At 72.9% G+C, this 19,734-nt stretch carries 21 protein-coding genes; 16 read left to right on the top strand and 5 right to left on the bottom strand.

Annotated features, from left to right (window positions below):
• The first annotated feature begins 1 nt into the window (after position 1).
• The 13 genes from ACFY1J_RS16340 (at position 2) to gntA (ending at position 12,304) form a co-directional block, all read left to right on the top strand.
• On the top strand, positions 2 to 295 hold the full coding sequence (locus ACFY1J_RS16340) for an acyl carrier protein (RefSeq protein WP_390705597.1): 294 nt from the start codon (positions 2 to 4) through the stop codon (positions 293 to 295).
• Positions 292 to 1,476, top strand: coding sequence for an acyl-CoA dehydrogenase family protein (locus ACFY1J_RS16335; RefSeq protein WP_390705598.1), 1,185 nt, complete (start codon positions 292 to 294; stop codon positions 1,474 to 1,476). The genes ACFY1J_RS16340 and ACFY1J_RS16335 overlap by 4 nt, the downstream gene beginning before the upstream one ends.
• A complete protein-coding gene (locus ACFY1J_RS16330; RefSeq protein ID WP_390705599.1) occupies positions 1,463 to 2,599 on the top strand; it encodes an HAD-IIIC family phosphatase in 1,137 nt (378 codons plus the stop codon). Before ACFY1J_RS16335 ends, ACFY1J_RS16330 begins: the two co-directional genes overlap by 14 nt.
• The gene (locus ACFY1J_RS16325; protein WP_390705600.1) at positions 2,596 to 3,219 is read left to right on the top strand and encodes a class I SAM-dependent methyltransferase; all 624 of its coding nucleotides are present in this window, start codon (positions 2,596 to 2,598) and stop codon (positions 3,217 to 3,219) included. Before ACFY1J_RS16330 ends, ACFY1J_RS16325 begins: the two co-directional genes overlap by 4 nt.
• Positions 3,219 to 3,953: an SDR family NAD(P)-dependent oxidoreductase gene (locus tag ACFY1J_RS16320; RefSeq protein ID WP_390705601.1), complete on the top strand. Its 735-nt coding sequence runs from the start codon at positions 3,219 to 3,221 to the stop codon at positions 3,951 to 3,953. Before ACFY1J_RS16325 ends, ACFY1J_RS16320 begins: the two co-directional genes overlap by 1 nt.
• Entirely contained in the window at positions 3,940 to 4,533 is a 594-nt protein-coding gene (locus ACFY1J_RS16315; RefSeq protein WP_390705602.1) for a TIGR00730 family Rossman fold protein, read from the top strand. Before ACFY1J_RS16320 ends, ACFY1J_RS16315 begins: the two co-directional genes overlap by 14 nt.
• Before the next feature lie 21 nt (positions 4,534 to 4,554).
• Positions 4,555 to 5,829 carry an MFS transporter gene (locus ACFY1J_RS16310; protein WP_390705603.1) on the top strand — a complete coding sequence of 425 codons (1,275 nt, stop codon included), beginning with the start codon at positions 4,555 to 4,557 and terminating at the stop codon, positions 5,827 to 5,829.
• A gap of 29 nt (positions 5,830 to 5,858) precedes the next feature.
• Positions 5,859 to 6,656 carry a 4'-phosphopantetheinyl transferase family protein gene (locus ACFY1J_RS16305; protein WP_390731381.1) on the top strand — a complete coding sequence of 266 codons (798 nt, stop codon included), beginning with the start codon at positions 5,859 to 5,861 and terminating at the stop codon, positions 6,654 to 6,656.
• Positions 6,657 to 6,720: 64 nt separating this feature from the next.
• A complete protein-coding gene (locus ACFY1J_RS16300; RefSeq protein ID WP_390731380.1) occupies positions 6,721 to 7,959 on the top strand; it encodes an ATP-grasp domain-containing protein in 1,239 nt (412 codons plus the stop codon).
• A 71-nt stretch (positions 7,960 to 8,030) separates the two neighbouring features.
• Positions 8,031 to 8,762 (top strand): class I SAM-dependent DNA methyltransferase, encoded by a 732-nt coding sequence (locus ACFY1J_RS16295; protein ID WP_390705606.1) that lies wholly within the window; start codon positions 8,031 to 8,033, stop codon positions 8,760 to 8,762.
• A 4-nt stretch (positions 8,763 to 8,766) separates the two neighbouring features.
• Positions 8,767 to 9,612 (top strand): hypothetical protein, encoded by an 846-nt coding sequence (locus ACFY1J_RS16290; RefSeq protein ID WP_390705607.1) that lies wholly within the window; start codon positions 8,767 to 8,769, stop codon positions 9,610 to 9,612.
• Positions 9,609 to 11,618: a phenylalanine--tRNA ligase beta subunit-related protein gene (locus ACFY1J_RS16285; protein ID WP_390705608.1), complete on the top strand. Its 2,010-nt coding sequence runs from the start codon at positions 9,609 to 9,611 to the stop codon at positions 11,616 to 11,618. The genes ACFY1J_RS16290 and ACFY1J_RS16285 overlap by 4 nt, the downstream gene beginning before the upstream one ends.
• Positions 11,615 to 12,304: a guanitoxin biosynthesis heme-dependent pre-guanitoxin N-hydroxylase GntA gene (gntA, locus tag ACFY1J_RS16280; protein WP_390705609.1), complete on the top strand. Its 690-nt coding sequence runs from the start codon at positions 11,615 to 11,617 to the stop codon at positions 12,302 to 12,304. Before ACFY1J_RS16285 ends, gntA begins: the two co-directional genes overlap by 4 nt.
• On the opposite strand, the gene ACFY1J_RS16275 is transcribed toward gntA, so the two are convergent.
• Complete coding sequence (locus tag ACFY1J_RS16275) at positions 12,288 to 12,986, bottom strand: TetR family transcriptional regulator (protein WP_390705610.1); 699 nt, start codon at positions 12,984 to 12,986, stop codon at positions 12,288 to 12,290. The genes gntA and ACFY1J_RS16275 overlap by 17 nt on opposite strands.
• Positions 12,987 to 13,043: 57 nt before the next feature.
• Here ACFY1J_RS16275 and ACFY1J_RS16270 point away from each other — a divergent pair, with 57 nt between their 5' ends.
• A complete protein-coding gene (locus ACFY1J_RS16270; protein WP_390705611.1) occupies positions 13,044 to 13,730 on the top strand; it encodes a class II aldolase/adducin family protein in 687 nt (228 codons plus the stop codon).
• Positions 13,727 to 14,656 carry a carbohydrate kinase family protein gene (locus tag ACFY1J_RS16265; protein ID WP_390705612.1) on the top strand — a complete coding sequence of 310 codons (930 nt, stop codon included), beginning with the start codon at positions 13,727 to 13,729 and terminating at the stop codon, positions 14,654 to 14,656. Before ACFY1J_RS16270 ends, ACFY1J_RS16265 begins: the two co-directional genes overlap by 4 nt.
• 6 nt (positions 14,657 to 14,662) lie before the next feature.
• Here ACFY1J_RS16265 and ACFY1J_RS16260 read toward each other — a convergent pair whose 3' ends face one another.
• The 4 genes from ACFY1J_RS16260 to ACFY1J_RS16245 are packed head-to-tail and all read right to left on the bottom strand — an operon-like array spanning position 14,663 to position 18,706.
• Complete coding sequence (locus ACFY1J_RS16260) at positions 14,663 to 15,199, bottom strand: NUDIX hydrolase family protein (protein ID WP_390705613.1); 537 nt, start codon at positions 15,197 to 15,199, stop codon at positions 14,663 to 14,665.
• Positions 15,200 to 15,232: 33 nt separating this feature from the next.
• Positions 15,233 to 16,390: an amidohydrolase family protein gene (locus ACFY1J_RS16255; protein ID WP_390705614.1), complete on the bottom strand. Its 1,158-nt coding sequence runs from the start codon at positions 16,388 to 16,390 to the stop codon at positions 15,233 to 15,235.
• A gap of 2 nt (positions 16,391 to 16,392) precedes the next feature.
• Entirely contained in the window at positions 16,393 to 17,796 is a 1,404-nt protein-coding gene (locus ACFY1J_RS16250) for a glutamine synthetase (RefSeq protein WP_390705615.1), read from the bottom strand.
• Between the two features lie 37 nt (positions 17,797 to 17,833).
• The gene (locus tag ACFY1J_RS16245) at positions 17,834 to 18,706 is read right to left on the bottom strand and encodes an SAM-dependent methyltransferase (protein WP_390705616.1); all 873 of its coding nucleotides are present in this window, start codon (positions 18,704 to 18,706) and stop codon (positions 17,834 to 17,836) included.
• 93 nt (positions 18,707 to 18,799) lie between these two features.
• Between ACFY1J_RS16245 and ACFY1J_RS16240 the strand changes: the two genes are divergently transcribed.
• A complete protein-coding gene (locus tag ACFY1J_RS16240) occupies positions 18,800 to 19,681 on the top strand; it encodes a Cof-type HAD-IIB family hydrolase (RefSeq protein WP_390731496.1) in 882 nt (293 codons plus the stop codon).
• Positions 19,682 to 19,734: the final 53 nt, after the last annotated feature.

Below are 19,734 nucleotides of genomic sequence, written 5' to 3'. Positions count from 1 at the left end.
CATGGCTTCCCAGCCGACCACCGCTACGCCCGCCCCCTCCACAGCCCCCGCAGCCCCCGAAGTGACCGACGCCGTACGGCAGTTCATCGCCCGGCTGAGCGGGCACCCCGACATCGCGGACGACCGGCCGCTCATCTCCGACGGTGTCCTCGACTCCGTGGCCGCCGTCCAGATGGTCGACTTCGTCGAGCGCACCTTCGCCATCGAGATCGCCGACGAGGACCTCGAACTCGCCAACTTCGACTCGGTCCAGGGGCTTGCCGCACTCGTCCACCGCAGGCTGGCGGCGTCGTGACCGAATCCGCGCCCGAGGCACTTCTGCAGGCGCTGCGCGACGACGCGTTCGCCGCCCGGGCCACGGCCTGGGAACGCGCCGGAGCCGTGCCGCGTGAGGACATCGACGCACTGGCCGCGCTCGGGCTGCTCGGCCTCACCGTGGACACCGCCCACAAGGGCAGCGGCACACCGGCCGCCGCCGTCACCGAGGTGCATCGCCTGGTGGCCGCCGCCTCACCCAGCCTGCACAGCCTGCTGGTCGTGCACGCCATGGTCTGCCACGCAGTACAGCGCTGGGCCGGGCCCGAACTGCGCGACACGCTGCTGCCCGAGCTGGCGACCGGCCGCACGCTCGCCGCGTTCGCGCTCACCGAGGAGGAGGCGGGGGCCGACTTCGGCAACCTGACCACCACCATCGAAGAGGACGGCGGCTCGCTGCGCGTCACCGGCACCAAACGCTGGCTCTCGTTCGGCCGGATCGCCGACACCTACCTCGTCTTCGGCACCACCGCTGGGCGCGGCAGCTGTGCGCTGGTGGACGCGGGACCGGGCGTGCGGATCAGCGCGGAACCCGTCACGGCGGGCCTGCGCGCCGCCCGGCTCGCCCGCGTCACCTTCGACGGCGCCACGGCACCCGCCACGCGCGCGATCGCCCGCCCCGGCTTCGGCGTTCCCTTCGTGGCCACGTCCTGTCTGACCCTGGGCAGGCTGTACGTCGCCGCCGGCGCGGTGGGCGTCGCGGAGGCCGCGCTCGCCCTGGCCACCCGGCACGCCGCCACCCGCACCCACGGCGGCACCACCCTGGGTGAACGGCAGCTCGTACGGGGCCTGCTCGCCGACGCCGCGCTCGCCACCGACGCCGCCGCCCGCTACGTACGTCAGACCGCGCACGAGGTCGCGGACCGGGAGCCGTCCGCCGTGGTCACGGCGGCCCGCGCCAAACTGCTGGCCACGCGCGCGGCGAGCCTCACGACCGCCACCGCCTCCCGGCTCCTGGGCGCCGCCGGACAGACCGAGGACCACCCGCTGGCCCGCCTGCACGCCGCCGCCCGCGTCCACGAGGTGATCGAGGGGCCGACCGAAGTACTCCAGGACATCGTCGCCGCCGACCTCCTGCGCGGCCGGGCCGCCGCGGACGGCGCCCGGCCTGCCACGGACGGCGCCCGGCCCGGAAAGGACCACGCCCATGCCGACCGCTGATCCGCGCACCGCCCCGGCCCCGCAGGTCAAATGCGTCGTCTGGGACCTCGACGAGACCCTGTGGGACGGCACCCTGCTGGAGGGCGACGACCTCAGCGTGCCCGAGGCCAACCGGAAGCTGATCCGGACCCTCGACGAGCACGGCATCCTCCAGTCCGTCGCCAGCCGCAACGACCCCGACGCCGTCACCGAACAGCTGCGCGCCTTCGGGCTCGCCGAGTACTTCCTGTACCCACAGGTCGGCTGGTCGGCCAAGTCCGCCTCGCTGCGCGCCGTGACTCGGGAGCTGAACATCGCCCCCGACAGCGTGCTGTTCGTGGACGACTCCGAGTTCGAGCGGGCCGAAGTGGCCAGCGAACTGCCCGAGGTGCGGTGCATGACCCGGCAGGAGCTGCACGCCCGGGTCGCCGACGGCGCCGTGCTGCCGGCACACGTCACCGACGACGCTCGCCACCGCCGGGAGTTGTACCTGGCGGAAAGCAGACGCCGCAGCCACGAGGGCGCGTTCGACGGGCCGGCGGAGGAGTTCCTGCACTCCCTCGGTATGACGTTGCACGTCCGCGAGGCGACCGCGGGCGACCTCGCCCGCGCCGCGGAACTGACCCAGCGCACCCACCAGCTCAACACCACCGGCATCACCTTCGACCAGGACGAACTGGCGTCCCTGATGAGCGATCCCGGTCACCGCGTGCTCGTCGCCGAACTCGACGACCGCTTCGGCACCTACGGCACCATCGGTCTGGCCGTGCTCGCCACCGGCCACCCGGACACCTCCGCGGACCGCGAGGCCGGCGCCGCGCGCCGGTGGACGATCCGTCTGCTGCTCATGTCGTGCCGGGTCATGGGCCGCAACGTCGGCACCACCCTCATCGCCGCCGTGTCCCGGCTCGCCGCCGCCCACGGCGCCGCGACCGTCGCCCACTTCCGCCCCACCGACCGCAACCGGCAGATGCTGCTCACCTACCGGTTCGCGGGATTCACCGTCGAGTCCCGCACCGAGGACCTGGTCGTCCTCACCCTCCCCGACGAGCTGCGCCCGGCCGTGCCGGGATATGTGCGCCTCGTCCTCGACGACACCGCCGCCGCCTCCCCGCGCGGCACGACACAGGAGCTGACCGCATGAAGGCCTTCACCCAGAGCTGGACCGACACCTTCTCCTCCGTCTACTCCGAGGAGCCGCTCGCCAAACTGTCCTGGTTCAACGCCTCGCCGGGCCTGGAACTCATCAAGCGCGTCATCGACGGCACGCTCAAGCCCGGCCAGCGGCTCATCGACCTCGGCAGCGGCCCGGGCGTCGACGCCGTGTTCCTGTCCGTTCAGGGCCTCGACGTCACCGGTGTCGACCTGTCGGCTGACGCGGTCGTCCGCGCCCGCAGGTGGGCCGAACTCGCGGGAGCCTCCGCCGACTTCATCCAGGGCGACGTACTCGACGTACCGCTGCCGGACCACTCCGCCGACGTCGTGACGGACTCGTTCGTCTTCCACAACATGCGCGACGAGGCCCGCGAACCCTACGCCGACGAGGTGCACCGCCTGCTGAAGCCCGGCGGTCTGTTCCTGCTCAACTCGTTCTCGGACCACATGGTCGAGGGCACCGGACCGCGCCGCATCACCAGCGAGGAGATCCTCGGCACCTTCCGCTCCGACCGCTTCGAGTGCGTCGGCCTGTACGTCTACCGCAACGTCCCCACCCGCACCAAGCCCGATCAGCTGCACTGGTTCGGCGAGTTCCGGGCCCGCTGATGCGGGTCGTCGTCACAGGCGGCGGCCGGGGCATCGGACGTGCCGTCGCGCTCGGTTTCGCCGAGCGCGGCGCGCGGGTTGCCCTGCTGGCCCGCACCGCCTCCCAGGTGCGGTCGGTGGCGGACGAGATCGAGGCGCTCGGGGCCGAGAGCCTCGCGCTGACGGCCGACGTCGCGGACGAGAAACAGGTGCTGCGATGCGCCGAGCAGGTCACCGAGACGTTCGGCGGCCTGGACGTGCTCGTCAACGCCGCCGGGGTGTTCGACCTGGGCCCCACCACGGAGTTCCCGGCCGAGGACGCCCGCGGGCTGCTGGCCACGAACGTCATGGGCACCTTCCTCACCTGCAAGGTCTTCGGCAGACATTTGCTGGACCAAGGCCACGGGAAGGTCGTCAACTTCTGCTCGCTGCTGTCGTACACCGCCTTTCCCGAACGGGCGCTGTACGCGGCGAGCAAGGGCGGGGTCCTCCAGCTCACCCGCAGTCTGGGCGTCGAGTGGGCCGCACGGGGCGTCAATGTCAACGCGGTGGCTCCCGGCATGATCCGTATCGAGACACCGCACCCGGCCGCGCTCGCCGAGGACGCGATCGTCGGGCGCATACCCGCCCGCAGGCGCGGCAGTCCGCGGGACATCGTCGGCCCTGTCCTTTTCCTGGCCTCCCCGGAGGCCGACTACATCAACGGCCAGACCCTGGTCGTCGACGGAGGCTGGCTGAGCTATGGATACCTCTGAACATCCCTTGTCCATCGGCGTCTTCTGCGGCGCCTCCGCCGGGCGCTCGCCGCGGTACGCGGAGGTCGCGGCCGAGCTCGGCACCCGCATCGCGGCACGCGGCCACCGGCTCGTGTACGGGGCCGGCGGCGTCGGCATGATGGGCGAGGTCGCCCGGGCCGCCGCCGCGGGCGGCGCGCCGATCCTGGGCGTCATCCCCGAGTTCCTGCGCACCCGTGAGATGGGGGACGAACTGCCGCCGCAGGAACTCGTCCTGACGACGGATCTGCTGCAACGCAAACGCATCATGATCGACAGCGCGGATGCCTTCGTCGCGCTGCCCGGCGGCTACGGCACCCTCGACGAGATCCTCGAAGTGGTGTCCATGGCCGCTCTCGGACAGCGCGTCGGTCCGCTCGTCCTCGTCGACGTGGAGGGCGACTGGGACCCGCTGCGGCGGCTCGTCGAGGGACTCCTGCGGCGGGGCTTCGTCCGCGACGCCGGACTCGTCCGCGTCGCCGCCGATCCGGACCAGGCCCTCGACCTGGTCGCCGCCGCCCGCACCGGTGCCCTGGCGGGAGCGTTCGATGCCGGCGTGTGAACACCGCACGGAGGTGGACCGGTGAAAACCGCGGCACGACGTGAGCCGCTGCCCCGATACGCGGGGTTCCTCACCGGCTGGGGCGCCACCACGTTCGGCACCGGCCTCGTGCTGCCACTCACCGTGGTCTACCTCCGGGAGACGCTCGGCCTGCCCACCTCCGGCGTCTCGCTGTACTTCGCGCTGTTCGCGCTGGCCGGACTCGCCGTGAACCCGCTCGCGGGCCGGGCCGGCAAGGCGTACGGCCCCGGCCTCGCCGCGATCGGCGCCACTGTCCTGCAGGCCGCCGGCGCGGCCTGGCTGACGGCGGCGGGCTCCATGGCCGCCACGGTGCCCGCCGCCTGTCTCTCCGGGGCGGGCACCGGCGCCTACTACGCGGTCCAGACACCGCTGCTCACCAAGGCCTTCGGCAACGCCCGCCTCAGCCGGGTCCTTTCGGGGCAGCACCGTGTCTCCGCCCTGACCATGGCGGTCGGCGCGCTGCTGGGCGGCCAGGCGGTGGAACGCCTGGGGGAGCGGGGCTACACCTGGTGCCTGGCCGTCAACGCGGTCAGCTACCTGGTCCACGGGGCCATGCTGGCCCGACTGCCGCGGGCGCGGCGCCGGCCCGCCGGGTCCGGTGTGGACGGCGCGGGACCGGACCTGCCCCATGGTGTGCGGGACGGCCGCAGCGCTGCCCTGCACGACACGGTGTTCCTGCGGCTGCTCCTCGTCCAGACCGCGCTGGTCGTCTTCGGTATCGCCCAGGTCGACGCCGTGGTCCCCGCCATCCTGCGCAACGCCGATCTGTCGGTGTCGGCCGTCAGCGTCGTCATCGCCTGCAACACCGTCGGCGTGATCGTCTTCCAGGGCCTCGCCCTGCGTGTCGTCGAACGGATCGGGTACGTCGCCGCGTTGACGGCGGCCATCGTGGTCTGGGTCGCCGCAATGGCCGCGCTGACGGCCGCCGTGCTGATGCCCGGTCTCCGGCTGCGCCTGCTGCTGGGCGCCTTGTTCGGGCTGCTGTTCGCCATCGGTGAGTGCCTGATCGCGCCGAGCGTCCAGCCCCTTGTCACGCTGACCGCTCCGGCGGGGCGGCTGGAGGGGTACGCCGCGGCCACCTCCCTCGCCCATGGCCTCGGCGCGTTCGTCTCGCCCCTGGTGCTGCTGCCCGTGGTGGACGGCGGCGGGGTGTGGAGCTATCTCGCCCTCCAACTCGGCGGCTACGGCCTCGCGTTGTACGCCCTGCTCTCGTTCCGGGCCCGTAGCGTCCGCCGCCTCGCGTCCTCACCCCTCAGCGAGGAGACCACGCCCTGAAGCCGCCGACGACGACGCATCCACCGACGATGACGCATACGCCGACGACGGCTCATACGGCGCGGCCCGCACCCGACGATCTGCCGGGACCCGGCGAGGCAGCCCTCTGGACGGTCCGGCTGGAGTCCGTCCCCGTCGCACGGGCCGAACACGTCCTCGACCGACATGAGTCGGCGCGAGCGGCCGCGTTCGGCGACGGCCCCGGGCGGCACCGCTACGTCGCCTCGCACCTCGCGCTGCGCACCGTCCTCGGCGGCTGCCTGGGCATGGAGCCCGGCGAGGTCCGGCTGACCCGCGAGATCTGCGGTCTCCCGCACTGCGCACGCCCCCACGGGCGGCCCGTGCTGAGCGGCGCGAGTCCACCCGTCCAGTTCTCCCTGTCCCGCTCGGGCGACCTGGCAGTCGTGGCGCTCGCGACGGTCCCCGTCGGCGTCGACGTCGAGTCGCGCGCCTTCCGCCACCCGGACAGCCCCCTCGACGGCATGATCCGCCGGCTCCACCCGGCCGAGCGCGCCGCGCTCGCCCGACTGCCGCCCGCACAACGGGAGGAGGGCTTCCTGAGCTGCTGGGTGCGGAAGGAGGCGTACCTCAAGGGCACAGGCACGGGACTGCCCGGCGGACTGGCCCGCCACTGCGTGGGCCTGGCCGCCGAACTCGCTCCTGGCGGCAGGGGACCGGCGCCGACCCCGCGGGGATGGACCTTCCTCGACCTCGACCTGCCCCCCGGCCACCGCGCGGCCCTGGCCGTCGCCCAGGTAATCCGGGGTAATTTTCCCACCCTATTTCATTTAACTCCACGAGAGATTAGTGACTCGCTTAATGACTAATCTTGACAAGCAGTCACAAGAATACTTGACTCTGTATCGCTCGACCGAACCGAGAGGAAGACACATGACGCACGACAGTGCGGGCCGCCGGGAAACGCTGCTCGTCGTGGGGTCGGGCTATCGCGCCGGCCACGAGCGCCTGCTGGCCCAGATGGCGGCGGACGCCGACCTGATCCTGCTCAACCCCGAACCGGTGAGCTGGCAGCGCGACTGGGTACAGGCCGCCGAGGTCTTCGACCCCGCCGACGGCGATGACGGCGTGCTGCGCACGGCCAAGACCCTCGTGGACCGACGGCCGGTCGCGGCCGTGGTCACCTACGAGGAGACCACGGTGGTGACCGCGGCCCGGCTGGCCCAGAGCCTCGGGCTGCCCGGTGTGCCGGTGGCGGCCGCCGAACTGGCCCGGGACAAGCACCGCCAGCGCACGCTGCTCAACAGCACCGGCATCTCACCCACCCGCTCCGTCCTCGTCCACGACCTGCCCGCGGCACGGCGGGCCGCACAGGAGATCGGCTACCCGCTGATGGTCAAGCCGCGCGGCCTGTCCGGCAGCGCCGGGGTGCGCCGGGTGGACGAGGAGTCCCAGTTCGACGCCGCCTTCGACGCCGCCGTGAACGCGGACAAGAGGGGCCTGGAGAGCGAAGGGGTCCTCGTCGAGGAGTTCCTGGAGGGCTTCGAGTTCGACGTGGACTGCCTCGTGCACGACGGAACGGCCACCCCGGTCTCCTGGGCACGCAAGATCTGGGCGTACGACCCCTATCCGATCGAGGCGGGCTTCATCACCGGCCACGGCACGCTGGGCCGGGCCGAGATGACGGAGGGCTTCGACCTCGCCTGCCGCAGCGTCCTGGCCGCCGGCATCGACCGCACGGTGGCCCACGTCGAAGTGAAGATGACGCCCGCCGGACCGCGCATCATCGAGCTCAACGCACGCCCCGGCGGTGACATCGCCTCCCGGATCGTCGAACTCGCCCGCGGCGTACGGCTCGGTTCGCTGCTCGTCTCGGCCGCGCTGGGGCGCGCGCCGCACACCGCCTCCAGCGACGACCGCTCGGCCGGCATCCGCTTCCTGTACCCCCGCTCCCGCCGGCGCTTCGACGGCCTGGCCGAGGCCGCCCGACTGCGCTCCCGCCCCTGGGTCCACGAGATCAGGGAACTGCACCCGCGCGGCGAGACGGTGGCACCTCCGCCCGAGGACCTCTACGGCCGGGTCGGCTACGTCATGGCCACCGGCCCGCACGCCGACGAGGTCGAGGACCGTCTGCTCCTCGCCCACCACGAACTGCGGGTCCTCGGCTCCTGACCACCCCGGCGCCCCGCCCCGCACCGACCACCCGAACCCCCTCACCACCGACCACGAGAGAGGCACACGCCATGACCGAGTGGAAGCCCGAGACGTACGGCCCCCGCTGGAAGAACGTGTACGACCACATCGACTGGCCGCAGCCCGAGGGGGCCGTCGAGTTCCTGGCCAAGCGCGCGGGCAGCGGCCGGGCCCTCGAACTGGCCATCGGCACCGGCCGCGTCGCCATCCCGCTCGCCCGGCTCGGCGTGCCCCTCGACGGGCTCGACGCCTCCCCGGAGATCGTCGAGGTGATGCGCGGCAAGCCCGGCGGCGAGTCCATCGAGGTGTCGATCGGCAACATTGCCGACTTCACCTCGGAGCGCCGCTACTCCCTCATCTTCCTGCTGCTCAACTCGCTGTACGCGCTGCAGACCCAGGAAGAGCAGATCCAGTGCTTCGAGTCGGTGGCCGCCCACCTGGAGCCCGGCGGGCTGTTCGTGGTCGAGACGTTCGTACCCGACCCCACCCGCTTCCACTTCAACGGGCGCGCCCATGTGTACGACGTCGGGCTCGACCACGTACGCATCGAGGCCGACACCTTCGACCGGGCCACCCAGCACATCAAGGAGAACCACATCGAGATCCGCGAGGACGGCATCAAGCTCTACCCCGCCTTCCTGCGCTACACGTGGCCCTCCGAGCTCGACCTCATGGCCCGCATCGCCGGCCTCGAACTCAGCGAACGCTGGGGGGACTGGGGCAACGTGCCCTACGACACCTACTCGGAGAACCACATCGGCGTCTACCGCAAGGCGAGCTGACACGATGCCGGACGGACTGGCACCCACCGTCCTGACCCCGGCGGTGGCCGACGCCCGCTGCGATCCCGGTCTGCCGCCGGCCGGACCGCGCACCGGGCGGCCCCATCCGGTGGCGGCGCTGGTGGACCGGATCGGTGACCTGTTCGTACCGCTCGGCTTCGACCTGGTCCAACTGCCGCTGCTGGAGTCGGTCCGGGACAACTTCGACGTCCTCGGCTATCCGCCCGACCACCCCACCCGGACCCGGCTGAGCCTCTTGCCCGCACCCGACGTGGTGCTGCGTACGCACGCGACCTCCGGCGGCCCGCGGGCCATGCGCGCCGCTGCCCCCGGACCGCTGCGGGCGCTGCTCGTCGGCACCTGCTTCCGCAACGAACTCTCCTCCCCCTACTCCGGCTCGCAGTTCACCCAGATCGACGGCCTGGTGGTCCAGCCGGACGTGGGCCTGCCGGAGCTGATGGGGCTCTTCGACCGCCTGGTGTCCGGTCTGTTCGGACCGGGCCACCCCTGGAGGGTCCGGCGCGGCGGCTACCCCTTCGCCGCGCCGGGGTTCGCGGTGGAGGTGGCCTGCCCGCGCTGCGGTCCCGGCTGCGACGAGTGCGAGGGACGCGGGCACGTGGAGATCGGCGCCGGCGGCCTCCTGCGTGCGCAGGTGCTCACCGCCGGGGGCTACGACCCGCACCGGGTGACCGGTCTGAGCTTCGGCTGCTCGGTCGAGCGCCTGCTCAGGCTCAGCCACGGGCTGACCGACATCCGGGAACTGCTGGTCAACGACATGCGCCTGCTGGAGCAGTTCGAGCACGCCTACCTGCCGGTCGGGCCGTCCGAGAAGGGAGTTGACCGACCGTGAGAATTTCCCTGGCCTGGCTGGAGCGGGAATGCGGCGGCCCCGTCGACCCGGAGGAGCTGCTGGACGGCCTCCGTGCGAGCGGGGCACGTGCCGCCCTTGCCGACGCCCGCGCGGTGGACGTGGAGCCGCCGCCCGAACTCGCGCATCTGGCTTCCGTGCGCGGTCTGGCGGCCGAGATACGCGCGCGCCACGGAGGCACACCCTCCCCGCCCGCGCGCTCGCCGCGGCTGCCGGACGGGCTCGCGATGACGGCGGACGAGCAGGTGCCGGGCCGGGTGGCGGCAGCCGTCGTCCGCCTGCCGGGCCCGGTCCGCCTGCCCGCCGACGCGGCCGACCGGCTGCGCGCGGCGGGGGTGCGGCTCACCGGGACGGTCGCCGACCTCATCGCGTATGTCGCGCTGGAAACCGGTCAGCCCCTCGGCGCGGCCGACGCGCGGACACTCGACCTCACGGCCCTGCGACTGCGCACCGTGAGCACCACCGAATCGGTCACCCACCGGCTTCCGTCCGGCCCCCGGCCCCTGCCCCCCGGCACCTGGGTGCTGTCCGCGGGGGACGAGACACCGGCGGTCCTCGGCTGGGACCCGCCGCCGGAGCCCGTCCCGGCCGACGGCCGCGAGACGCTGGTCTGGGCGTGGTGGCTCGCCCCGGAGGCGGCCCGCCGAGCGGACGGGGCAGGACCCGAGCCGGACGCGGTCGCAGAGCGCGGCGTACGGGGACACGACCCGGAGACGCCCGATCGCGCGGTGGCCCGTCTGGGCGAGCTCGTCACCGAGTGGGCGGGTGGCACCGTTTCGGCCGCCGGCCGCGCCGGCAGGCCGGCCCCCGCCCCGCGCGTCCTGCGGGTGGACGCCGGTGACCTGTGCCGCCTGGTGGACCCGGAGCTGGACCGTACGACGGTGACTGCCCTGCTGACGGCAGGGGAAGCGGCGGTCCGTGCGGAGGGCGACCTGCTGTATGTCACCGTCGGCGCCGGGCGCCCGGACCTCGACTGCGTGGCCGCGCTGGCCGGTGACGCGGCCCGTGTGCGCGGCTACCGGACCGTGCCCCGCCGGCTGCCGCCCTCGTCGGCGGGACCGTGGCCGGACCCCGAACGCCTGCTGCGCGACGCACTCACCACCACCGCCCTGCGCCGGGGGTTGCAGCAGGTCGTGACGCCCGTGCTGCTCAGGCCGTCGGAGCCGCTCACCCGGCTCGGAGTGGCAGCCGGCGCGGAGCCCATCGCCGTGCGCGGGCGCGCCGGGCTGCGCGACATGCGGGTGCGCGGCTCCTTGCTGCCGGGCCTCCTCGGCGTCGCCGGCCGCTCACTGCACCAGACCGGCGCCGCCCAGGTCTTCGAACTCGGTCAGGTCCCGCTGTCCGTCACGCCCCACGACGAGACCTGGCGGTTCGCCGTCGTCCTGAGCGGTGCCTCGACGCCCGCGTCACTGGTCGAACCCCGGCCGCGGACCGTGGGCTTCGCCGATCTGACCGGCCTTCTGCGGGCGGCCGCGGGCGCGGTGGGCCAGGAAGCGCCGGAGCTGACGCCTCAGCCGTATGCCGGCTTCGTGGCCGGTGCCTCCTTCGCGGTGCGCCTCCAGGGCGGCACGGTGGGCCGGGCCGGACTGCTCTCCGAGGAGAACGCGGCCCTGCTCGACGCGCCGGGTGAGCGCCTGTTCTGCGCCGAACTCGATCTCACGGCGCTCGGCGGTCTCCCGCCGGTTCCGGTGGCGGTGCGGGTGCCGGAGCCGCTGCCCCTGCCCGCGTTCAACGTCACCGTCGTGGTGCCCGAGGCGGTGTCGGCGGGGGACGTGCTGCGGGTGGTCGCCGAGGCGGGCCGCACCGAACGCGCACGGGTCACGGTGAAGGACCTGTTGCGGGGCGGGCGGGTGCCCGCCGGTCAACTCTCGCTCACCGTGCGGGCGGAGTTCGCCGGGGCGGACGCGGGCCCGGTCCGGGAAGAACGGCGGCGCCGCAGAGAAGCCGTGCTGCGGGCGCTCGGCGACCGTGGCTGGAGCGGACAGTGACGGGGCCGACCACACCGGGCCACGAGGGCGCCGAAGACGCGGTCGAGCTGTTCACCGAGTGGCTGCGGAGCGACGGGTTCACCTGCCTGGGAGCGCGGGCGGCCCTGCACCGCGGGGAACTGGTGACCGGTGTCTACCCCGCTCTGGGCAGTGCCGAGTGCCTGCCCGAACTGGCGTCGGACCTGGGGCGGTTCATCACCGGCTCGCTGAGCACGGACGGACGCTTCCATTCCTTCGCCGCGATCTTCACCGAGTGCGATCCCCCGGACCCGGACGAGGAGACGTTCGAGCAGCTGCTCTGGCGGCAGTTGCGCGCACTCCACGAAGCGGACCGCACCGACAACGTCTGGGCCCATGACGTCTCGGACGATCCACGCAGCCCCGACTTCGGGTTCAGCTTCGGCGGCCACCCCTTCTTCGTCATAGGGCTGCACCCGGGGGCGTCACGCGTCTCCAGGCGCTTCGCCCGGCCGGCCCTGGTCTTCAATTCGCACCGTCAATTCGCCGAATTGAAACGCGCCGGCGTGTATCAGGGAATGCAGACGAAGATACGGGCCAAGGAGAGGGAACTCCAGGGCGATGTGAATCCCATGCTGGCGGAGCACGGAGTGATTTCCGAAGCGCGGCAGTACTCCGGCCGTATCGTCCCACCCGACTGGGAATGCCCGTTCAGTCGGCCCGGCTGACATCGGCCGTCGCGGCGCGTGCGGGGCGCCGGTAGCGCCCGGTGACCTCGACGAGGTAACCCCGCAGCATGGTCTTCGCCTCGCCGAGGAGGGCGGCGTCGCCCTCGGGGTCGCGGCGGAACGCCTCCTGGGCGAGTGCGTCGGCGGCCAGGAACGCGGCGTGACAGGCCCGGCCCAGGGCCTCGTCGTCCTCGGCCAGGCCGAGCGCCAGCAGAACGCGGCGGACCCCGTCGGCCATTTGGCGCTTGTGCTCGCGGTCCGCCGCCCTGGTCCGCTCGGTCAGACCGCTGCCGAACCACAGCGCCCGGAAGCCGTGTTCGGTGCGGTAGACCGCGGCACAGGCGTCGATCAGCACGCCGACCGGGTCGTCCCAGTTCTCGTCGGCCGCGGCCCGGGCGAAGTCCTCCATGACCGCTTCGAGCCGGGCGAAGTATCCGCCCGCCAGGGCGTCGATGATCGCGTCGCGGTCGGGCAGGTACTGGTACAGCGAGCCGACCGACACCTGCGCCTCCGCCGCGACGCGCGTGGTGGTCAGCGCCTCGACGCCCTCGGAGACCAGAACCCGCTCGGCGGCCTCCAGAACCCGGGCCAGGCGGGCCTTGCTGCGCGCCTGCCGGGGAGTGCGGCGCAGCGGGGTGACACCACCACCGGCCCGGCCGGTGTCCGTGGTCGGTTCGCCCACGCATGGCCTCCGAAGCTGAACGTGACTTTGTTTCAGGTTTACGTTAGCGTCGCGGACATGACGGACTCAAGCTCCGCGCTGGGCCTGGAGAGAGCCGCCGTCGCGGACGCCTGCCGCCGTCTGGGTGCGGCGGGACTGCTGATCGGTACGGCCGGAAACGTCAGTGTGCGGGTGGGGGAGCGGGTCGCGGTCACCGCGACCGGAGCGGTGCTCGCCCAGTTGACCGCCGGTCAGGTGAGCGTGGTCGACCTGGACGGGAAGGTCGTGGCCGGGACCCTGCGGCCGACCTCCGAACTGGAGCTGCACCTCGGTGTCTACCGGCGCTACGGCGCCGGCGCGGTCGTCCACACCCACGCCCCGATGGCCACCGCCCTGTCCTGCGTCCTGGACGAACTGCCCTGCATCCACTACCAGTTGCTCGCCCTCGGCGGCAGCGTCCGGGTGGCCCCGTACGCCACGTTCGGCACCCCGGAACTCGCCGAGTCGGTGCTCGGGGCGCTGGAGGGCCGCAGTGCCGCCCTGATGGCCAGTCACGGGGCGCTCACCCACGGCCCGACGCTCGACAAGGCGGTCGAGCACGCCCTGCTGCTGGAGTGGGCCTGCGGCGTCTATCAGCACGCGGCCGCCCTCGGCACTCCCCGTGTCCTCGACGAACAGCAGCAGCGCGCGGTGATCGAGGCCGCGATCGTACGCAACTACGGCACCACCCAGTCCGTACCACCCGCGCAGGAGGGAAACCGATGAAGGTCGTCACGCTGGGCGTACATGTGCTGGACGTGCTGGTGCGGCCGGTGGAGGCCATACCCGAGGGCCAGGGCGCGACCCTGGTGGAGGACATCCGGATGACCGCCGCCGGCACCGCCGGCGGGACCGCGCTCACCCTGGCCAAGCTGGGCGCCTCGGTGCGCAGCGCGGGCGCCATCGGCACCGACCCCACCGGGGACATGCTGGTCCAACTGCTGGGCCGGGCGGGCATCGACACCGGGTTCCTCGTCCGTCGCGCGGACACCCCCACCTCGGCGAGCGTCCTGCCCATCCGCCCGAACGGCGACCGGCCCTCGCTGCATCTGCTCGGCGCCAACATCACCTACGGACTCGACGACGTCCCCTGGGACGCGATCGCCGAAGCCACCCATCTGCACCTCGGCGGCCCCGAACTGATCGGGGTCGACGTCGCCGCGCGCATCCTGGCGCACGCCAAGGAACACGGCGTCGTCACCTCCGTGGACCTGCTCGCCCCCGGTGTCCTCGGCAGCTTCGAGCAGATCGCGGCGGCCCTGCCGTACGTGGACCACCTGCTGCCCAACGACGAACAGGTCCTGGGCTTCTCCGGTGAGGAGGACCTGGTCGCGGGCGCGAAGAAACTCCTCGGCGCCGGCGCCGGCCTCGTCGCGGTCACCCGGGGCGGCGACGGCGCGCTCCTGGTCACCGAGGAGAGCACCGAGGCGGTCCCCGCCTTCGCGATCGACGTCGTCGACACCACCGGATGCGGTGACGCCTTCTCGGCCGGCTTCCTGCGCGGCGTGGGTCTGGGCCGTACACCCCGTGAGTCCGCCGTGCTGGGCTGTGCCGCGGCGGCGCTGGTGGCCCAGGGACTCGGCAGCGACCACGGCGACTTCGACCTTGCGGCCGCCGACGCGTTCGCCGCGGCGCACGGGTCGCGCGCCTGAGCCGGCTCAGGCCACGTGGCCCACATGCGCGAGGGCCTGCTTCAGCAGCACGCCGTGGCCGCCGGGCATCTCGCTCTGGACCGCCTCCGAGACGGCCTCCTGCGGCGTGACCCACACCAGGTCCAGGGCGTCCTGCCGGGGCCGGCAGTCACCGGTCACAGGCACGACGTAGGCGAGGGACACCGCGTGCTGGCGCGGGTCGTGGTACGGGGTGACGCCCAGGGTCGGGAAGTACTCGGCGACCGTGAAGGGCTGCAGGGAGGGCGGGACCCGGGGCAGGGCCACCGGGCCGAGGTCCTTCTCCAGATGACGCAACAGGGCGTCGCGGACCCGTTCGTGGTGCAGGACACGGCCGGAGACCAGGGTCCGGCTGACCGTTCCGTCCGGCCCGATGCGGAGCAGCAGTCCGATGCTGGTGACTTCGCCGCTGTCGTCGACGCGCACGGGCACGGCCTCGACGTACAGGATCGGCATACGGGCGCGGGCCATTTCCAGCTCGTCCGTGGACAGCCAGCCGGGCGTGGTTTCGGTCAAGTCAGACATTGCTTGATCATACTTTCCGGGTGGGGCGCGCGCTCAGTCGCGGCCGTGGGCGGATGCGGGCAGTCCGTACAGGCGGCGGGCGTTGTCACGCCCCGTCCAGGCGGCGATCAGCAGGGCGTCGGGCAGGCTCAGCTCGTCGGCGTCCACCCGGTCCTGGAGCAGCGCCGCCAGCCCCTGCCGGAAGGACAGCGCGCCGAGGTGGTGGAATTCGGCCACACCGTAGGCGTCGGAGCTGTACAGGAGTTTGCGGAACGGGGTGATCTCCAGGGCCTCCTCCAGGATCGCCCGGGACCGGGCCGGTCCCGTGAAGTGGAGGGCGAGGCCGACGTCGAGGTACACGTGCTCGAACACCGCCGCCAGATAGGCGGCCTGCCGCTGGTAGGGCCAGCAGTGCAGGAAAAGCACCGGGATCGTGCCGCTCGTCAGATGCAGCCAGTCCGTCAGCAGAGCCGGGTCGGAGCGGTGCAGCCGGATGTCGTTGTCGCCGAGTCCGGTGTGGAGCTGGAGCGGCAGTCCGAGGTCCACGGCGGTCCACAGCAGATGCCGTACCAGGACCGGGTCGGCCAGGCGGCCGGTGCCGGATTCGAGTGTGTGCCGGGCCGCCCGTGTCACCTCCGCGTCCGCCGGTCTCGCGGGGTCCAGGCCGAAGCCGGTGCGGTAGGCGGCCACCGACTTCACCGCCACCACGCCCGGGCGCCGTACGGCGTCCTGCGCGGCCGCCCGGAACACGCGCGCGTACTCGCCCGCCTCGACCCCCCGCGCCAGCACCGCCTCGGCCACCCCCTCCAGCCGTACGACCTCGTACGCCGCACCGCCCGCGGCCTCGGCCAGCTCCGACGGACCGGTGACGGGATGCGGGGCATAGCCCGTGTCCACGCAGAACGCCTCGGCCCCCGCCGCCGTCAGGAACCGCCGGTTGACCTCGCGCCAGCCCAGGGCGGACCGCCGGGCGAGATAGTCGGCGGCGGGCGCGTGCCGGGGCAGGTCCAGCAGGGGCGCGCAGTGCCGCCGTACGGCCACGCCGACGGGGCTGTCGAAGGGCGAGATTCCGCTGCCGGGCCACACCTCGCCCTCGGTGATCAGCGACTCGAACTCCGGCGGGTCGAGGTCGGCCATGACGGCGCCGTGGCAGTGGTGGTCCACCAGCGGCAGACCGGCGAGCGCCTCCCGGACCGGTCCGGACGCGGCCATCGTCAGTACTTCCAGCGGTAGGCGGCCGCCACCTGCGCGTCGTCGAGACCCTCGACGGCGGCAGCCTCCCCGAGGCGTACGGCGCTCACCGCGTCGGCGAGGACCGGGCCCAGCGCGGCACGCAGCACCTCGTCCCCGCGGAACCGTTCCACCGCCTCCTTCAGCGAGACCGGCAGCCGGTGCACGCCCCGGGCCGCCGCCTCCTCGGCTCCGAACCGTGCCGGGTCCCCGGTGATCTCCTCGGGCAGGGGCGCGGCCGACGCCACCCCGTCGAGCCCGGCGGCGATGACGCAGCCCAGCGCGAGATAGGGGTTGGCGGCCAGGTCGACCGGTTTGACCTCCAGGTTCGCCGACTCCTCCTGGCGGCCGGCCGTACCGGTGACCACCCGCAGCGCGGCCTCGCGCGTCTCCCGGCCCCAGGCGGTGAACACCCCGGCCCACTGGGAGGGCCTGAGCCGCAGATAGCTGGCCGGACTCGGCGCGGTCACGGCCGTCAGCGCGGGCAACCGGGCCAGCACCCCGGCCGCGAACGACTCGGCCTCGGCCGTCATGCCGTACCGGCCCCTGCCCCCGGCGTGCAGGTTCACCCCGTCGCGCAGACAGGAGAGGTGGATGTGGCCGCCGTTGCCGACCCCCTCGGCGGACACGGCCGGGGCGAAGGACACGCGCAGGCCGTGCCGCTGCGACACCGCGCGGACGGTCTGCCGCACCAGCACGCTCCGGTCGGCCGCCGCCACCGGGTCCAGCGCCCCGGCCGACAGCTCGAACTGGCCGGGCGCGTACTCGGGATGGATCTGCTCGACGTCCACGCCCTGCGCGGCGCAGGCCGCGAGCAGGTCGGCGGCGTAGTCGCTCAGCTCGACCTGCCGGGTCGCGCCGTAGGCCGGGCCGGACACCGCCGGGACGAACTCCCCGTCGGGCGCCGATCCGAGACCGACCGACCACTCGATCTCGATGCCCGCGCGAAAGGTGAACCCCAGCCGCTCCTCGGCGTCCGCGACAAGGCGGCGCAGGAAGGTGCGGCTGCATCCGGGGTGGCGTTCGCCCTCCTGGGTGATGCGGTCGACGGGAGCCCAGGCCCAGCCGGGCTGCCCGGCCAGCTCGACCAGTCCGTCGAGGTCCGGGTAGAGGCGCAGATCGCCGTCCGGGGAACCGAGGACGTCGGTCGTGACGATGGAGTCGTCGGCCAGGAACGTGTCGAAGACGGGTGACATCCCGATGCCCCAGGCCGCCGCCGTGGCGAGCCGCGCCGTCGGGACGGTCTTCACCCGGCCGATGCCCGCGGTGTCCACATAGGCCAGCACGACTCCGCGCACGCCCCGCTCGGCCAGCTCCGCGCCGAGCGCGCCGGCCCGCGCGACATCGCCGGGACGTCCGCCGGGCACGGGGTCGACAAGGGTGGTCATGGTCCTCCTCGACGGGCTCGGCCTCGCCCGTTCGTGGTCAGGGTTTTACGGCCACCGCGCCGAACTGCGGTACCGCGGCGGCGGAGTCGGTCCCGGCGTGCCACTGGGAGCACGGCACCAGTCCCGGCTCCAGCAGGTCGAGGCCGTCGAGGAAGCCGGCGATCTCGGCGCGGGTACGGGCGGTGATCGGCGGGGTGGCGTTCTCGTTCCAGAACTTCATCGCGGCGATGTTGCCCTCGCCGCCGAGGTCGGCGTCGAACGTCGGGTGCGTGAGGACGAGGAAACTGCCCGAGGGGACCATCGCCATGACCTGGCGCACGATGTCCCGCGCCTTGTCGGTGTCGAGCACGAAGTTGAGGATGCCCAGCATCATCACCGCGACGGGCCGGGTCAGGTCGAGGGTCTCGGCGGCGTTCTGGACGATGCTGTCCGGGTCGTGCACATCCGCGTCGATGTAGTCGGTGACGCCCTCGGGGGTGCTGGTCAGCAGCGTGCGGGCGTGCATGAGCACGATCGGGTCGTTGTCGACGTACACGATCCGGGACTCGGGTGCGATCCGCTGTGCTATCTCGTGCGTGTTGTCGACGGTCGGCAGACCGGTGCCGATGTCGAGGAACTGCCGCACCCCGCGCTCACCGGCCAGGAACCGCACCGCGCGGCCCAGGAAGTCGCGGTCCGCGCGCGCCACCGCCCGGATCACCGGGAACATCCCGGCGACGTGCTCGCCGACCCGCTGGTCGACCTCGTAGTGGTCCTTGCCGCCGATCCAGTAGTTCCAGACCCGCGCGTTGTGCGCCACGGTGGTGTTCAGCCTCGCCGCTCCACCCTTTGCCGGGTGATTCTCGGTCACGTCGCTGCCCTTCGTCCTGCGCGGCTGTACGCCGCCATTGTGCCGTCCGTTGATCGTCATGTCCCGGGAATCGGCGCAGTGGGCGGGTCCGGGACCACCCGACGCATGAGGAACACTGGTTCGGGTACGTCCGTCCCCGACCGGAAGCAGGACATGCCCGCCTCCCCCGCGCCCCTCCTTGCCGCTCCCGACCTGCCCACCGACCCCGCCGGCATCCGGCTGATCGTCACCGACATGGACGGCACGCTCCTCGACGACGCCAAGCGGATCCCGGAGGGGCTGTGGCCCATGCTGGCCGAACTGCGCCGGCGCGGTGTGCTGTTCAGCCCGGCGAGCGGCCGTCAGTACGCCACGCTGGCACGGCAGTTCGCCGAAGTGGCCGACGGCATGGTGTTCATCGCGGAGAACGGCACCTATGTGGTGCGCGACGGGGTGGAGCTGAGCTCGGACCCGCTGGCACCCGCCGTTGCCGCCGGCCTCGCCCTGGCCGTACGGCGGCTGGTGGCGGACGGGGTGGACGTGGGCGCCGTCGTCTGCGGCAAGCGGTCCGCGTATGTGGAGCGCACCGACGAGCCCTTTGTGGCCGAGGTGCGCAAGTACTACGTCGAGCACCGCGTCGTCGAGGACGTCACCGCGGTCGACGACGATGTGATCAAGGTGGCCCTGTTCGACTTCGGCCGGGCCGAGCGGACCACGGCGCCCGCCCTGTCGGCCTTCGCGGACACCCACCAGGTCGTCGTCTCCGGTGAGCACTGGGTCGACGTCATGAACCGCACCGCCAACAAGGGCGCCGCCCTGTGCGGTCTGCAGCGCGAGCTCGGCATCACTCCCGCGCAGACCATGGTGTTCGGCGACTACCTCAACGACCTGGAGATGCTCGACGCCGCCGAGTGGTCCTTCGCCATGGCCAACGCCCACCCGGAGGTGGTCGGCCGGGCCCGCCATCTGGCCCCGTCCAACAACGACAACGGGGTGTTGCGCACGATCGCCCGGGTGCTGGGGATGTCCGGCGGCGGCTTGGCACCGGTGACCTGACCGCGGGTCACCGCGGATGCGGACCGACGTGCTGCGTGGGCAGTCTGGAGACC

It is taken from the genome of Streptomyces sp. NPDC001406 (assembly GCF_042895285.1).
Classification (GTDB): domain Bacteria; phylum Actinomycetota; class Actinomycetes; order Streptomycetales; family Streptomycetaceae; genus Streptomyces.
This window is presented reverse-complemented; position numbering and strand designations above follow the sequence as displayed.

What these genes read in the sequence shown, in the direction of transcription:
- ACFY1J_RS16340 (WP_390705597.1), top strand. Translation starts at nt 2, where the DNA reads ATGGCTTCCCAGCCGACCACCGCTACGCCCGCCCCCTCCACAGCCCCC.
- ACFY1J_RS16330 (WP_390705599.1), top strand. Translation starts at nt 1,463, where the DNA reads ATGCCGACCGCTGATCCGCGCACCGCCCCGGCCCCGCAGGTCAAATGC.
- ACFY1J_RS16325 (WP_390705600.1), top strand. Translation starts at nt 2,596, where the DNA reads ATGAAGGCCTTCACCCAGAGCTGGACCGACACCTTCTCCTCCGTCTAC.
- ACFY1J_RS16320 (WP_390705601.1), top strand. Translation starts at nt 3,219, where the DNA reads ATGCGGGTCGTCGTCACAGGCGGCGGCCGGGGCATCGGACGTGCCGTC.
- ACFY1J_RS16315 (WP_390705602.1), top strand. Translation starts at nt 3,940, where the DNA reads ATGGATACCTCTGAACATCCCTTGTCCATCGGCGTCTTCTGCGGCGCC.
- ACFY1J_RS16305 (WP_390731381.1), top strand. Translation starts at nt 5,859, where the DNA reads ATGACGCATACGCCGACGACGGCTCATACGGCGCGGCCCGCACCCGAC.
- ACFY1J_RS16300 (WP_390731380.1), top strand. Translation starts at nt 6,721, where the DNA reads ATGACGCACGACAGTGCGGGCCGCCGGGAAACGCTGCTCGTCGTGGGG.
- ACFY1J_RS16295 (WP_390705606.1), top strand. Translation starts at nt 8,031, where the DNA reads ATGACCGAGTGGAAGCCCGAGACGTACGGCCCCCGCTGGAAGAACGTG.
- ACFY1J_RS16290 (WP_390705607.1), top strand. Translation starts at nt 8,767, where the DNA reads ATGCCGGACGGACTGGCACCCACCGTCCTGACCCCGGCGGTGGCCGAC.
- ACFY1J_RS16270 (WP_390705611.1), top strand. Translation starts at nt 13,044, where the DNA reads ATGACGGACTCAAGCTCCGCGCTGGGCCTGGAGAGAGCCGCCGTCGCG.
- ACFY1J_RS16265 (WP_390705612.1), top strand. Translation starts at nt 13,727, where the DNA reads ATGAAGGTCGTCACGCTGGGCGTACATGTGCTGGACGTGCTGGTGCGG.
- ACFY1J_RS16260 (WP_390705613.1), bottom strand. Translation starts at nt 15,199, where the DNA reads ATGTCTGACTTGACCGAAACCACGCCCGGCTGGCTGTCCACGGACGAG.
- ACFY1J_RS16255 (WP_390705614.1), bottom strand. Translation starts at nt 16,390, where the DNA reads ATGGCCGCGTCCGGACCGGTCCGGGAGGCGCTCGCCGGTCTGCCGCTG.
- ACFY1J_RS16250 (WP_390705615.1), bottom strand. Translation starts at nt 17,796, where the DNA reads ATGACCACCCTTGTCGACCCCGTGCCCGGCGGACGTCCCGGCGATGTC.
- ACFY1J_RS16245 (WP_390705616.1), bottom strand. Translation starts at nt 18,706, where the DNA reads ATGACGATCAACGGACGGCACAATGGCGGCGTACAGCCGCGCAGGACG.
- ACFY1J_RS16240 (WP_390731496.1), top strand. Translation starts at nt 18,800, where the DNA reads ATGCCCGCCTCCCCCGCGCCCCTCCTTGCCGCTCCCGACCTGCCCACC.